This is a genomic window from Aestuariirhabdus sp. LZHN29 (genome assembly GCF_049985285.1).
Classification (GTDB): Bacteria; Pseudomonadota; Gammaproteobacteria; order Pseudomonadales; family Aestuariirhabdaceae; genus Aestuariirhabdus.
The window spans coordinates 598,722-612,135 of sequence record NZ_JBNIEU010000001.1; the positions used below are offsets into that span (position 1 = coordinate 598,722).

Below are 13,414 nucleotides of genomic sequence, written 5' to 3' on the forward strand. Positions count from 1 at the left end.
CTCCACCGGGCATCAAGCTGAGCGAGTTGCCAGCTCCAGGCCCTCACGGAAATAACGCGTGCTCTCCTCGTGCTCGCCGAGCTGGGCCAGTAGCTGGCCTAACTCGTTGCAGGCTACGGTGCTACGGGTGAGCTTAAGACTCTTTTCAAAGCTTTCCCGTGCTTTGCCCCACAGCTCATTGGCCAAGCAGATCCGCCCAAGGGCAATCAGCAACACCGGGTTATCCGGATGCTCCTTCAGCAAGGCTTCGGCTTTGATCAGCTGGCTGGAAATATCCGCACTACGTACACGACCATAGAGCTCCATCAAGCGATCGCTGTAATGGCGGCGCAGGGACTTTGAAAGTAGCTGCTCAGCTCTTTCCCACGCCTGCAAACGGATCAGGCAGTTCGCATAATGCGCTACCAACACCTCATCCTGCTTCTGCTTACGACTCAACCCGTCCCAGATGAGATCGGCCTGTTGCAGCGATTCCGCCTCAGCGGCACGGGCTCCCTTTTCACAGGCCAGCGCAAACAGTTTCGCGTAAGCTTCGCCCTGCAATTTGAGGATCTCATCAGCGGGCAAAACCTGATAGCGCTCCAGAACAGGTAACAGACCCTGCAGCCCCTCCCAGTCGTGCAAGCGGTAATAAACCCGCACCAGCAACTTCAACATATAGGGGTGTCTGGGCACTTTCCGGCGCAACTCCTTAAGCACCGCCAACGCCTGCTCCAACTGCCCGCTGGAGAGATACAGCTGGGCCTGGGTGATACCCACGGCCACCGTGGCCCCCGGCACGTCAGCATCGGCTCGGCGCAGGTACTCTCCGGTCAGCTGCTCGTCGCCCATCAGGTGCGCTGCCCGCGCAGCGGCCAGGTAGTTCACCAACGGTGACTCACCTTCAGCCGCCGCCCTGCCTAACTGGCGGTGGGCAGATTTCCAGTTTCCCTTTATCAGGTTAAGCAATCCACGGGAGGCGTTGACCCGGGCTCGCCGGAGACGGCTGCCCGCGGTGACGGGAACCACCAGATTAAGGGATGCCAGCAACAACCAGAGCAGAGCCTTGGCGCACCAGACGATGCAGAGCAGTACCAGAATCAGCAACAATCCCATCCACAGGGTGGTTTCAAATGTGGTATCACCGTAAGCGATCAGGATGTAGCCGTTATCCAGCACCATTCCGTTGGCCACCAGCGCCATCGCGAGCAACGCCAGCAATAGCATCAGAAACCATTTCATTGGGCAGCCTCCTCGCGGCGATGAAGCTGCTCATTGAAGGCTTTGATCGCCTTGAGTGATCCGCTGATATCAGGGAGGTCGGGGCTCAACTGCAACGACTGCAACTGTTGCAGCTGCTTCACCATTGAGACCGATGCCTGACTGTTATAGGAAAAATAACGTTCCAGCCAATCAAGGCTAGCTCTCAGGCTGGCGTCATACACCCGCTGCTGCCCCTTGAGCAGCGCCAACTGAGCCTGCTCCATCATCAGTCGCAGGTTTTGTCGCAGGTAAACCTCCTCATCGGGGGTCAACAACTCCTGCAGAGGCTCGCTACGGTGGGTATTAAGACGAAAATACTGCGTAAACCGCTCCAGGCTGGCTTGCCCCCGCACCCACAAGCGTTGCAGCAGGGGCTGCTCCTCGGCAACCACCACCTCGGCCGGTGCCGTGCCCGCTATCTGATACCCATCAACCGGTAACAGGGGCAGCGCCATCGCCTGCTCAGCCAGCGCCGCCAGCTGCAGATAGACCCCTTCACTGTCAACTCTTGGGACCGCGCGGATCGCAACCAGATCAGCCGCCAAGGCTTCGCGCACCGGGAACAGTGATACATTATCGAGGTCGCGCACGATGCGGTCGGCACTGGTGAGCAACGCCTCCACCCCGGAGATACTGCCCTCGGTCAACAGTCGCTGGTTAGCAAGCCGCAACAGGTACTCGACCTCGGCTAGTTGCCAGTCATCGCGGCTGGTGCGCTGCAGTTCGTTGAGTTGACTCTGCAAACTCTGGCTGTTTTGGTCGAGTTTCTCCCCCGTTGCCCGTAACCGCTCTTCAAACTGCACCTGACTCTCGGCCAAGGGGGAAAGCGCGGACAACTCCTCGCGCAGGGCGCTATTGCTACTCTCCAGGCGACCGGCAAGGCTTTGCAGATCTGAAGCCAGCTGCTGCTCGGCGTCAGGATAACTGCGATGCTCAAGGTAATACTGGATATCCCGATCCATATAAACCAGAGCCGCCACGCCTGCACAGGCGACAAACGCCAACACCAGCGCCAGCAGGGCCAGCCACGAGCGCCCTCCCGTCGCGACCTTAGGGGGTACGGCCTCGCCAGTAGATTTCAACGCATCCGCGCGAGAAACACTGTCTTCGCCCTTTTTAGCGTGGGGGGAGGGGCGGGTAGCTGCAGCCAGGGCGGCAGCCTGTATCTGTTCATCACTCACCCGGGAGACCGCCTCGGTGGTCGCTGCGCTCTGCTCCGACTCCTCAGCCAACGCATCGGCCACCTTGGGCTCAACGGGCGTTGACGGAGGCTCGGCACCATCGCGTTCAACGTCTGCTGGGTTGTTGGGAGGAGAGAGTTCCGTCGATTCATCGGTCGATAGCTCGGGGCTCTCCTGCTCCGACGGTTTCTCGCTATCGTGCTTTCCACGCTTCTTGCTCATGGCATCCCCTGTTAGCTGTGGCTGGCCTCCACCTGAGCGGCCAGATGCTGCAATGATTCCATTATGGCTGAATCTCCCGCTCCGTCACTTATCCAAACGGATGCAAAGCCCTTATTCGCCATCAATTGCGCGACCCGCTCACTGGGAACCAGCAAATGAATCGACGCACGCTGGTCATCGGCCAGCAACTGCGTTAATCGTTCGGCGATGCCACCACTGGTGACCACCGCAAGGTTAATCCGGTGTTGCGCCACCCGTGACAGAAACTCAGCCGGCTCATAGGCTAGCGAATGACGCTCATAGACCGGTAATTCTATCACCTCAGCGCCCCGCGCACTCAGCTCAGTCGCCAGGTGCTCACGCCCTCCGACGCCCTTGACCAGCAGGATCCGCTGGCCCGCTATATTGGCAAACGCCGGCAACTGCAACAACGCCTCGCTGTCGGTACCCTCTTTGGCAAACTCCACCTCCACACCCAGGCGCTCCACCTCTTCGGCGGTTCCCCCGCCAATCGCAAACCATTCCACCGCAACCGGCATCTGTGGCCAATATCGGTCAATCAGGTCGCCGCCAAAGCGAGCCGCGGAGCGGCTGATAAAGATCAGCTTCTGAAAGCGATCCAGATCCAGCACCTGCGCCTTGACCTGTTCGCTCTCCACCAGGGCCCTGGCCTCAATGAGCGGCATAACCAGGGCGCCGGCGCCGGCCGCGCGCAGCTTTTGGGCCAACCGCTCAGCCTGCTCGGTGGGCCGGGTCACCAGTACCTGCAGGCCGGAACAATCAGTCGTGATAGAGCTCGGCAAGAATCTCTCCCGCTCCCTGGCTCAGCAAATCCTCGGCGACATCGACACCGATGCGCTCGCAGTCGGCCACCACACCCCGTAGTTCGCTGGTCAACACGGTGGTTGCATCAGGACGGGCGACCAATCCACGCAGGTAGATCTCATCGCCTTGCTGAACGGCAAAGCTGGCGATCGGCACCTGACAGCCGCCTTGCAACTGCTTATTCATCGCTCGCTCCGCCAGCACGCAGTTGGCGGTCACCTCATGGTGCAGGGTCTTGATCAGCTCGCGGGTCGCAACGTCGTCCATGCGGCACTCGATGCCAACGGCACCCTGGCCTCCAGCGGGCAGACTCCGCTCAATGTCGATAAAGGCCGTAATACGATCCTCAAACTCCAGGCGGATCAAACCCGCCGCTGCAAGAATAATGGCGTCATACTCTCCGGCATCGAGCTTGGCCAAACGAGTGTTAACGTTGCCGCGCAGAAAATTGATGGTCAGGTCGGGGCGCAACTTCAATAGCTGGCACTGACGGCGCAGGCTGGAGGTTCCCACGATAGCGCCCTGGGGCAACTCATCGAGAGAAGCATAGGTGTTGGATACAAAAGCATCACGGGGATCTTCACGCTCGCAGATAACCGCGAGCCCCAGGCCTTCAGGGAAATCCATCGGCACATCCTTCATCGAATGCACTGCGATATCCGCGCGCCCTTCCAGCATCGCCGTTTCCAGCTCTTTAACAAACAATCCCTTACCGCCGATTTTGGCCAGTGGCGCATCCAGGATTCGATCTCCGCGGCTGGTCATCGCCACCAGTTCCACTTCCAGTCCCGGATGAGCGGCCATCAAACGGCTTTTGACATGTTCTGCCTGCCACAACGCCAGGGCACTCTTACGGGTCGCAATACGGATTTTTTTCACGTTTAATTCCAACAGTTAATCACTCTTAAAGAAGGGCTCTATAATACGGCAGGGCCCGCGATTTCGCACCCTTGGCCGAGGCTCAAAGGACAAATCGTTGACTCAGGTTCCGTTTCACAGCCGCCTGCAGGCTATAGGCGCTGCATCAAGCGTCGAGTCGCAGCGACATGACGGCGACTTACCTGCAACGCCTCCTCCTGTCCCGCCAAAAATAATTGGTAATGACCCTCGCCTGTTCGCTCAAGGCGGTCGATGGCGGCACAGGAGACCAGCGCGTTGCGGTGGATGCGCACAAAGCGCTCGCCAAATTCCGCCTCCAGCTCTTTAAGGGTGTCGTCGATCAGCAGTTCGCCCCCCTTATGCCGCACCGTCACATACTTGTTGTCCGCCACAAAGCAGATTACATCGGCCAAGGGTATCAACTCGATCCCTTTGTGGGTACGGGCGCTAATATGGCAACGCTGCCCCGTCCCCTCCTGCTGCTGGGAAAGGGCGGCTAACTGAATACGATTGGCACGACTGCCGCTATCGAGCGCTTTCTGCAACGCCTCCTGGCGCACGGGTTTAAGCAGGTAACCGACGGCTTGCACCTCAAACGCCTCGATCGCGTACTCTCCATAGGCCGTGCAGAAGATCACCGCCGGTGGCGTCCGTAACGTGCAGAGGTGACGGGCAGCGGCCATGCCGTCCATGCCCGGCATGCGGATATCCATCAGCACGACATCCGGATTGAAGCGCTGGCTCAGGGCGATCGCCTGCTCGCCGTTACTGGCTTCCTCATCCAGCACCTCATAGCCCTCGCACAACTCTACCATGCGGCGCAATCGGTCCCGCGCCAGGGGTTCGTCGTCGGCCAACAATACCTTCATGCCGTCGCCTCCGTGAGCGGATGGCAGGGATAACTTATTACCACCATATATAGCTGATGCTCCTTCACCCGTATCATCTTGGCCGCTCCACCATAAAGTGCTCGCAGCCGGTCTTCAATGTTGGCCAGCGCTATACGGTTGCCCCCACTCGCTCCGCCACCGCCAGCCGGCATCGGGTTGCTAACCCGGAGGCTGAGGAGACCATCTCGATACTCACCGGATACGGTAACCGTGCCACCTTCGGTGAGTGGCTGCACGCCGTGGTGAATCGCATTCTCCAATAACGGCTGCAGCGTCAACAGCGGGATCGGCAGTTCGCCAGGTAACTCCGACAGCTGCCAGTCAACCTGCAACCGCCCTCCCAAGCGTAACTTTTCGATTCTTAAATATTGCCGACACAGCTCCAGTTCGCGATGCAGCGTCACCTCACTGCTGCCCTGCTGCAAGCTGGCGCGAAACAGCTCCGACAAGTCGATGACCGCCTGCTCGGCTTTTTCCGGCTCGACCGCAATCAGGCTGGCAATACTGTTCATGCTGTTGAACAAAAAATGGGGCCGAATACGCGACTGCAACGACTGCAAACGCGCCTGTAATTCTGCCTTTTGCTGGCGATGCAACTCATGCTGCACATAAAGGTAACGCAATACCATGCCGGTGATAATGATGCCGATCAGCAGGTTGCGCAGCAGCGGCCACACCTCAAGCGTGAACCAGAACGCGTTGAGGGGCAACGGAAACATCATCCAGCGGGAAATGAGCGAGAAGCTGAGGGTTACACCGCTCACCAGCAACATACAAACCAGCACCACCTGGGGCATGGGACGACTGCTGAGCCAGTCCCGCAGCAGGCACAGCAACGCAGTACTGCTGAGCATAATCCACTGTACGAACAGCGATGAAATCGCCAGATAATCCCAGTCAATGCCGTGGGGACCCGATGCCGCCAGCACCTCCACCAGCACCAGCAGTTGGGTGATCAGAATCAGCGCCAGCACCGCCGGTGTGCGGCAGAGGTCGGGCAGGAAAAAGTCCTGACTATCGACACTTCTATTGGTAACGGAATCCCTGTTCATAAACGGCAGGGTACAGGCCAGCGCCAGCAATGCAAAGCATCCTCTCCCAAGACGCATCACCCGATGCTCAAAACTGTTATAATCGTCCGAATTTTTTTCACCGTACGGGGCCATTGGCACCCTCGATATCAAGGAAGCAGCATGAGCAGTGACGAGCAGAAGACCAATCAGCAATGGGGCGGCCGTTTCAATGAGCCCACCGACGCCTTCGTGGCCCGATTTACCGCCTCGATCGACTTCGACAAGCGCCTCTACGACCAGGACATCCGCGGCTCCCAAGCTCACGCTCGCATGCTCAACAAAATTGGCGTACTAACCGACGAAGAGCTAACGGCTATCACCGAGGGGCTCGACCAGATCAAGAGCGAGATCGAACGCGGAGAGATCGAATGGTCGGTCGAACTGGAAGATATTCACATGAACATCGAGGCGCGTCTTACCGACCGCATCGGTATCACCGGCAAGAAGCTGCACACCGGCCGTTCCCGCAACGACCAGATCGCCACCGACATCCGCCTCTACCTGCGAGATGAAATCGACTTCCTGCTCACCGAAGTGACCCGCTTGCAGGAGGGACTGCTGGAGGTTGCCGAACGCGAAGCCGGCACCATAATGCCCGGTTTCACCCACCTGCAAACCGCGCAACCGGTTACCTTTGGCCACCACCTGATGGCCTGGTTTGAGATGTTATCGCGCGACTACGGGCGCCTGCACGATTGCCGCGCCCGACTGAACCAGTCCCCACTGGGGGCTGCGGCCCTGGCTGGCACCACCTACCCCATCGACCGTTTCTACAGCGCCGAGTTGCTCGATTTCGACGGCCCTACCGCCAACTCACTGGACTCGGTTAGCGACCGCGACTTCGCCATTGAGTTCTGCGCCGCCGCCAGCCTGGTAATGACCCACCTGTCGCGCATGTCAGAAGAGCTGGTGCTATGGACCTCGGCCCAGTTCAACTTTATCGAGCTGCCCGACCGTTTCTGCACCGGTTCCAGCATCATGCCGCAGAAAAAAAATCCCGACGTGCCGGAGCTGGTGCGGGGCAAGAGTGGCCGCGTCAATGGCCACCTGATCTCCCTGCTGACCCTGATGAAGTCCCAGCCACTGGCCTATAACAAAGACAACCAGGAGGACAAGGAACCCCTGTTCGATACGGTCGACACCCTCAAGGGTTGCCTGCGAGCCTACGCCGATATGGTGCCCGCGATCCGCGCCAAAGCCGATAGCATGCGCGATGCCGCACGCCGAGGCTTCTCCACCGCGACCGATCTGGCCGATTACCTGGTGCGCAAGGGGATGCCCTTTCGTGACGCTCACGAAGTGGTGGGTAAAGCCGTTGCCTTTGGCATCGAGAACGGTCTGGACCTTTCCGAAATGAGCCTCGACCAACTGAGCCAGTTTTCCGATACCATCTGCGACGACGTATTCGACGTACTGACCCTGGAGGGTTCCGTCAACGCCCGCAACCACACCGGTGGCACGGCTCCGGCCCAGGTAAAATTGGCGGTCACCGCGGCCCGCGCAACGCTCGCCGCACGGCGCTAGCCCGTTGCGTCGACACCCTGGACAGGGGTGTCGACGGGCACCACCTATACTGTGAAAATGAGCCAACACCATCATGCCCTGATCCATAGCCTGGAGGGCGGCGTCGATCGCAAGACGCTCAAACGCATCCAGCAGCGATTTATGGAGATCAACCAAGGGCGCCTGCAGCGGGCGAGGGATGGACTCGCCACACGCCAACAACTGTTCCTCGATCTGCTGCCCCTATTGTTTATGGAGAATCACCCGCTACTGCCGGGGTTCGTCTCCTACCAGACCCCCGCCGGTATCTCCCGCTATGAGCCCGACAAAAGGATTCTGAACGAAGCCAGCCGCCTGACCCGCAGCTTTCGTTATCGACGCAAGCCCAACCGCCAATGCCGTATCTACAGTCTCTTCCTAATGGGCAGTTGCGGCAGCCTCGCCCACTCGGGCCGCAGCGACCTCGACATCTGGGTCTGCCATGCGCCCGACCTTAGTGAGCAGGAACGCAAAGAGCTGCAACACAAGTGCACCCTGATCGAGAAGTGGGCCCAACCCTTTAACCTCGAAGTGCACTTTTTCCTCATGGACGACGAAAAGTTTCGCCACCGCCAACACCAGGCCGAACTATCCGGTGAAGATTGCGGAAGCTCTCAACACAGCCTGCTATTGGACGAGTTTTATCGCACAGCCTTACTGCTGGCGGGACGCTACCCAATCTGGTGGTTGATCCCTCCCGGCGATGAAACTCACTACGACCATTACGCCCAGCGGCTGCGAGACAAACGCTACATTCATGACGACGAAACCGTCGATTTCGGAGGTCTCACCGAGATTCCCGCCGGCGAGTTTGTCGGTGCCGGCCTATGGCAGATGTTTAAGGGCCTGGAGTCGCCCTATAAATCGGTACTCAAACTGATGCTCACCGAACTCTACGCCAGCCGCAGCGATGAACTGATCAGCATGACCTTTAAGCGTCGCGTTTATCAGGGTGAAGACTCTCTCGACGCTCTCGACCCCTACATCCTGCTCTACCACAAGCTGGAACACTACCTGCGGGTTAAGGAGCAATGGCAGCGCCTGGAACTGGTGCGCAAGGCCCTCTACTTCAAGGTGGGCAAGCGACTGAGTATACGCCCGCGCCGTGCACGCTCCTGGCAACGCGGCGTACTGGAACAGTTGGCCACGGCGTGGGAGTGGGACAGCGACACTCTGGCAGACCTCGACAACCACAACCAGTGGAAGGTGGACCGGGTAACCGAGGAGCGCTCGGTACTGGTATCCCAGTTGATGCACAGCTACCGCTTTCTCAGCGAATTCAGTCGCGGCGCAGATAGCGATACCCTGATCTCCCAACGGGACATGCAACTACTCGGGCGACGCCTGTACGCTGCCTTCGAGCGCCGCGCCAACAAGATTCCGCGCCTTAATCCCGGCATCTCCCAGGATATGGCCGAAGCCAACCTGTCTCTCGTTTACCATGATAGCCCTAGCCCTGAGTGGCAGCTGTTTCGCGGGGCGCTCAAGCACGATGAGCTGTCTCACCACTCCCCGCTCAAACAGGCACCATCAATGATCAGCTTGCTTGGCTGGTGCCACTTCAATCGGGTAATCGACAACAGCACTTACCTGTCGCTGTTTCCCGGCAACAGCGCGCTCACCGAGCACGAGCTGCAACTCCTGCTGCAGGCGCTGAAGCACCACCTGCCATTGGCGTCCGCCCCGGTGGACGATGACACCTACCTGCAACCAAGCCGCCCCCAAAACGTCCTTCTCCTGATCAACGCCGGGGTGGACCCAATGGCCACCAGCAGCCGGCGCAATGTTCACCTGCTCAGCAGTCGCACCGACTCTCTTGGTTTCAGCGCACTGCGCGCCAACCATGTCATCACGATCGACCAGTTAACGGTCAATAGCTGGAACGAGTGGAGTGTGACTCGCTTCGAGGGCCCCGATGCACTGGTGCACTGCCTGCGTGAACACCTGAGCCTAAGCGCTAATGCCCACCCCCCGCAGCCGACCATCCGCTGTTACTGCCGCAACCGGTCGCAGCAGATACAGGACCGGGTGAGCGAGCTGTTTACCGATATTCGCCACCACCTGCAGCACGGAAGGCACGACCATTGCCGCTATATTTTGCAGGTAGAGCACCACTTCCATGTGTTGCAGCAATACCCCCAGGCCCGGGTCCGCAGCTTTGAGGATGAACGCTCACTGATCGGCTTTCTGGGCCAGGCGCAGCATGGGTTTAGTCCGATCGTAGTGGATCGGCACGCGCTCACCGACAGCATATTATCGCTACTATTACCCCACAACGAGGCGGGCCGCATTCAACTGTTTTACCAACAGTTTCACGGGCAAAAAATTCACCTCTACCTGCTGGATGAGCGCGGTTCACTACTGCGCCAGACCTTGCCCCACGGCGACCTGCAACAGGTGCTGGCACAGATATATCGCTTCTTGCAGCGGGTGGTATTCCGCCTCAACGCGCACCCGGAACAACCCCAGGGCCCCTTCACCAGCGATTCGATAGAGCTTTACGAGATCGACGCACGTAGCGACTACGCTCCGCGCCAGCTGCGCCCGGTAACTCCACCGCAACAGAGTGATGCGCCCTACATGGAGGTTCAGGTAATCATCGAACTCGACGCCGACGATGCCGAGCGGCTCACTATCTTCTGCGGCGAGCGCGAGTTCAACTCTTTCGAGTACGGCAGTCGCCAGCTAGAGGCCGCTGCCGACTACATTCTCCAGCAACGCCATGGCAGAGAACGCTATCCCTGCTACATCACCGACGTTGACCTGCCCCTGCCCCAGGGGGGCGATACCCTGCAGTCAATCCAGTACCTGCAGCGCAAGCGCGATATCGAGGCATTATTGGACCGCACCCTGAATTAGTCCTCAGGCTACAACGACAGTGCTACCGGTTCGCCAGACTGCTCGCTCAGACAGCGGTTGAGCATAGGCATGAACGCCTCGCCACTGCGAGTACAGTGCCACCCCCCCTCATCGTCGAGTGCAAAATGAAAGCCGCCACTGCGAGCCGCCATCCACAGCTGCCCCGTTGCCGCCTGACGACTGAGGATCACCTGGCTGCCATCCTCGCAGGTCAGGGTAAGAATACCGGCGGCCGTTTCATAATCGATATCAACCCCCGCCTCCTCGATGGCATCCTCGATCGACATCATCAACTCATCAAGCAGCTGGTTTACGTTATTTTCACTCATCGCCCTGCACTCCGGATTACGCGTTGACCCTCACTGAAGGCGAGTTTAACACGCCCCGTAGCAGCGTAGGCAAGGTAACAGACAGCAGGTATACTGTGGCACCAAACCCTTTATTCACTAGCGACGAGAACAACGATGATACGCATACTTTTGCCCCTGTTACTGGCAATCGGGTTACTGGCTGGCTGCGGCCAGAAGGGTCCGTTATACCTGCCCGACGCACAGGTTTCGTATCAGCCCGCATCCTCACCCGACCAGTAACCGCCAAGGCCAGCCCCCTCAATGGATCACTTTATCTATCAAGACGGCGAACTGTTTGCTGAACAGGTCTCCGCCAACGACATTGCTGCGCAGTTCGGCACCCCCTGCTACGTCTACTCGCGGGCAACCCTCGAACGCCATTACAACGCTTACGACCAAGCCCTGGCCGCCCACCCCCACCTGATCTGTTATGCGATCAAGGCCAATAGCAACCTGGGGGTGCTCAATGTACTCGCACGTCTGGGCGCAGGTTTTGATATTGTCTCCATCGGCGAGCTGGAGCGGGTCCTGGCGGCCGGGGGTGACCCCTCACGCATCATCTTCTCCGGTGTCGGCAAACAGGCCGCCGAGATGCGCCGCGCTCTGGATGTTGGCATCCACTGCTTTAATATCGAATCGGAAGCCGAGCTAGAGCGCTTGCAACAGGTTGCCTCCGAGATGGGGGTTAGCGCACGCATCTCCCTGCGGGTGAATCCGGATGTGGATGCCGGCACCCACCCCTACATCTCCACCGGACTCAAGGAGAACAAGTTCGGGATCGATTTCAAAGTGGCGCCACGGGTTTATCGCCACGCGGCCACCCTGCCCAACATTGAGGTCGTTGGCGTCGACTGCCATATCGGCTCCCAATTAACGGAGCTGGCGCCTTTTCTCGACGCCCTCGATCGCTTGCTGGCCCTGATTGACGAACTCAAGAGCGATGGCATCGAGATCAAGCACCTCGACCTTGGTGGCGGCCTCGGCGTTAGCTATCAAGGGGAACAGCCTCCGCAACCGGCCGACTATGCCAGCGCCGTATTGGCGCGCCTCGGCAACCGCGAACTGACTCTGGTGCTGGAGCCCGGACGCTCAATCGCTGCCAATGCCGGCATCATGCTGACTCGCGTAGAGTACCTGAAGGAGAACAGCGGCAAGCACTTCGCCATTGTCGATGCCGCCATGAACGACCTCATCCGCCCCGCTCTTTATCAGGCCTGGCAAGAGATTATTCCGGTCAAGCCACGCGCCCATGGTGAACCCCACAACTACGACCTCGTCGGACCCATCTGTGAGACCGGAGATTTTATCGGCAAGGATCGCGAGCTGGTAGTTGAGGCCGGCGATCTACTGGCCGTTCGCAGCGCCGGCGCCTATGGTTTCACCATGAGTTCCAACTACAACAGCCGCAACCGCGCTGCCGAAATCATGGTTGATGGCGATCAGCTGCATCTGGTTCGCAAGCGGGAAACCTTTGCCCAACAGATCGCTAACGAATCCCTGCTACCGGACTGACGCCTCATGCTACTGCGATTTACCAAGATGCACGGCCTGGGCAATGATTTCGCTGTTATCGACCTGGTGACCCAGCACGCCCACATCAGCGCAGATCAGGTGCGCAGGTTAGCGGACCGCAATTTTGGCATTGGGTTCGACCAGATGCTGATCGTCGAGCCCCCACAGAATCCCGACGTTGACTTCCGCTACCGCATCTTCAATGCCGATGGCAGCGAGGTAGAACAGTGCGGCAACGGCGCGCGCTGTTTTGCCCGCTTTGTGTACGACAAAAAACTGACCCCAAAAAACCGGATTCGAGTTGAAACCAGCAGCGGTGACATCGAACTCCAGATCACCAGCAACAAGGATGTCAGCGTCAATATGGGAGTGCCGGTACTGGAACCGGCCCGGATCCCCTTCGAGGCACCATCTCCCGCCCCCACCTATGCACTCGATGTAGATGGCCAGCCTCTGACCATCGGCGCCGTCTCCATGGGCAATCCCCACGCGGTGATGCTGGTCGAGGATGTCGATAGCGCGCAGGTCCTGGAACTGGGGCCACGGGTAGAGCATCACCCCCAGTTCCCTCAGCGCTGTAACGTCGGCTTCCTGCAGGTGGTGAGTCGCAAGGAGATTCGACTGCGGGTATTCGAGCGCGGCGTTGGGGAAACCCTCGCCTGCGGCACCGGTGCCTGTGCAGCGTTGGTCGCCGGCCGCCTGCGCGGACTACTCGACGAAGAGGTGACAGCGCAGCTGCGAGGTGGCACCCTAAAGCTACAGTGGAAGGGGGATAACCACCCGGTCATCATGACCGGCCCCGCGACCCGGGTCTACGAAGGACAGATCAGGATATGAGA

At 59.2% G+C, this 13,414-nt stretch carries 12 protein-coding genes; 5 read left to right on the forward strand and 7 right to left on the reverse strand.

Going from position 1 to position 13,414, the window contains the following annotated elements; genetic code table 11:
• Positions 1 to 12: 12 nt before the first annotated feature.
• From ACP3PW_RS02840 to ACP3PW_RS02865, 6 genes are all read right to left on the reverse strand, one after another.
• Positions 13 to 1,221, reverse strand: coding sequence for a heme biosynthesis HemY N-terminal domain-containing protein (locus tag ACP3PW_RS02840; protein ID WP_426415148.1), 1,209 nt, complete (start codon positions 1,219 to 1,221; stop codon positions 13 to 15).
• A complete protein-coding gene (locus tag ACP3PW_RS02845) occupies positions 1,218 to 2,645 on the reverse strand; it encodes a uroporphyrinogen-III C-methyltransferase (protein WP_426415149.1) in 1,428 nt (475 codons plus the stop codon). The genes ACP3PW_RS02840 and ACP3PW_RS02845 overlap by 4 nt, the downstream gene beginning before the upstream one ends.
• 11 nt (positions 2,646 to 2,656) lie before the next feature.
• Positions 2,657 to 3,448: a uroporphyrinogen-III synthase gene (locus ACP3PW_RS02850; RefSeq protein WP_426415150.1), complete on the reverse strand. Its 792-nt coding sequence runs from the start codon at positions 3,446 to 3,448 to the stop codon at positions 2,657 to 2,659.
• On the reverse strand, positions 3,426 to 4,349 hold the full coding sequence (hemC, locus tag ACP3PW_RS02855) for a hydroxymethylbilane synthase (protein ID WP_426415151.1): 924 nt from the start codon (positions 4,347 to 4,349) through the stop codon (positions 3,426 to 3,428). The genes ACP3PW_RS02850 and hemC overlap by 23 nt, the downstream gene beginning before the upstream one ends.
• Before the next feature lie 131 nt (positions 4,350 to 4,480).
• Positions 4,481 to 5,218, reverse strand: a complete 738-nt coding sequence (locus ACP3PW_RS02860) for a LytR/AlgR family response regulator transcription factor (RefSeq protein WP_426415152.1) — start codon at positions 5,216 to 5,218, stop codon at positions 4,481 to 4,483.
• Positions 5,215 to 6,405, reverse strand: coding sequence for a sensor histidine kinase (locus ACP3PW_RS02865; protein WP_426415153.1), 1,191 nt, complete (start codon positions 6,403 to 6,405; stop codon positions 5,215 to 5,217). The genes ACP3PW_RS02860 and ACP3PW_RS02865 overlap by 4 nt, the downstream gene beginning before the upstream one ends.
• A gap of 27 nt (positions 6,406 to 6,432) precedes the next feature.
• Between ACP3PW_RS02865 and argH the strand changes: the two genes are divergently transcribed.
• Both argH and ACP3PW_RS02875 read left to right on the forward strand, forming a co-directional pair.
• Positions 6,433 to 7,836: an argininosuccinate lyase gene (gene argH, locus ACP3PW_RS02870; protein WP_426415154.1), complete on the forward strand. Its 1,404-nt coding sequence runs from the start codon at positions 6,433 to 6,435 to the stop codon at positions 7,834 to 7,836.
• A gap of 57 nt (positions 7,837 to 7,893) precedes the next feature.
• On the forward strand, positions 7,894 to 10,713 hold the full coding sequence (locus ACP3PW_RS02875; protein ID WP_426415896.1) for a class I adenylate cyclase: 2,820 nt from the start codon (positions 7,894 to 7,896) through the stop codon (positions 10,711 to 10,713).
• A gap of 8 nt (positions 10,714 to 10,721) precedes the next feature.
• Here the strand turns inward: ACP3PW_RS02875 and cyaY are convergent, their stop codons facing one another.
• Complete coding sequence (gene cyaY, locus ACP3PW_RS02880; protein WP_426415155.1) at positions 10,722 to 11,042, reverse strand: iron donor protein CyaY; 321 nt, start codon at positions 11,040 to 11,042, stop codon at positions 10,722 to 10,724.
• A 135-nt stretch (positions 11,043 to 11,177) separates the two neighbouring features.
• On the opposite strand from cyaY, the gene lptM reads away from it, so the two are divergent.
• The 3 genes from lptM to dapF are packed head-to-tail and all read left to right on the forward strand — an operon-like array spanning position 11,178 to position 13,412.
• Positions 11,178 to 11,303 carry an LPS translocon maturation chaperone LptM gene (gene lptM / locus ACP3PW_RS02885; RefSeq protein ID WP_426415156.1) on the forward strand — a complete coding sequence of 42 codons (126 nt, stop codon included), beginning with the start codon at positions 11,178 to 11,180 and terminating at the stop codon, positions 11,301 to 11,303.
• Positions 11,304 to 11,324: 21 nt separating this feature from the next.
• Entirely contained in the window at positions 11,325 to 12,575 is a 1,251-nt protein-coding gene (gene lysA, locus ACP3PW_RS02890; protein ID WP_426415157.1) for a diaminopimelate decarboxylase, read from the forward strand.
• A 6-nt stretch (positions 12,576 to 12,581) separates the two neighbouring features.
• Positions 12,582 to 13,412 (forward strand): diaminopimelate epimerase, encoded by an 831-nt coding sequence (dapF, locus tag ACP3PW_RS02895; RefSeq protein WP_426415158.1) that lies wholly within the window; start codon positions 12,582 to 12,584, stop codon positions 13,410 to 13,412.
• The last annotated feature ends 2 nt before the right edge of the window (positions 13,413 to 13,414 follow it).

What these genes read in the sequence shown, in the direction of transcription:
- ACP3PW_RS02865 (WP_426415153.1), bottom strand. Translation starts at nt 6,405, where the DNA reads ATGGCCCCGTACGGTGAAAAAAATTCGGACGATTATAACAGTTTTGAG.
- lysA (WP_426415157.1), top strand. Translation starts at nt 11,325, where the DNA reads ATGGATCACTTTATCTATCAAGACGGCGAACTGTTTGCTGAACAGGTC.
- ACP3PW_RS02840 (WP_426415148.1), bottom strand. Translation starts at nt 1,221, where the DNA reads ATGAAATGGTTTCTGATGCTATTGCTGGCGTTGCTCGCGATGGCGCTG.
- ACP3PW_RS02875 (WP_426415896.1), top strand. Translation starts at nt 7,894, where the DNA reads ATGAGCCAACACCATCATGCCCTGATCCATAGCCTGGAGGGCGGCGTC.
- ACP3PW_RS02845 (WP_426415149.1), bottom strand. Translation starts at nt 2,645, where the DNA reads ATGAGCAAGAAGCGTGGAAAGCACGATAGCGAGAAACCGTCGGAGCAG.
- ACP3PW_RS02860 (WP_426415152.1), bottom strand. Translation starts at nt 5,218, where the DNA reads ATGAAGGTATTGTTGGCCGACGACGAACCCCTGGCGCGGGACCGATTG.
- dapF (WP_426415158.1), top strand. Translation starts at nt 12,582, where the DNA reads ATGCTACTGCGATTTACCAAGATGCACGGCCTGGGCAATGATTTCGCT.
- lptM (WP_426415156.1), top strand. Translation starts at nt 11,178, where the DNA reads ATGATACGCATACTTTTGCCCCTGTTACTGGCAATCGGGTTACTGGCT.
- argH (WP_426415154.1), top strand. Translation starts at nt 6,433, where the DNA reads ATGAGCAGTGACGAGCAGAAGACCAATCAGCAATGGGGCGGCCGTTTC.
- cyaY (WP_426415155.1), bottom strand. Translation starts at nt 11,042, where the DNA reads ATGAGTGAAAATAACGTAAACCAGCTGCTTGATGAGTTGATGATGTCG.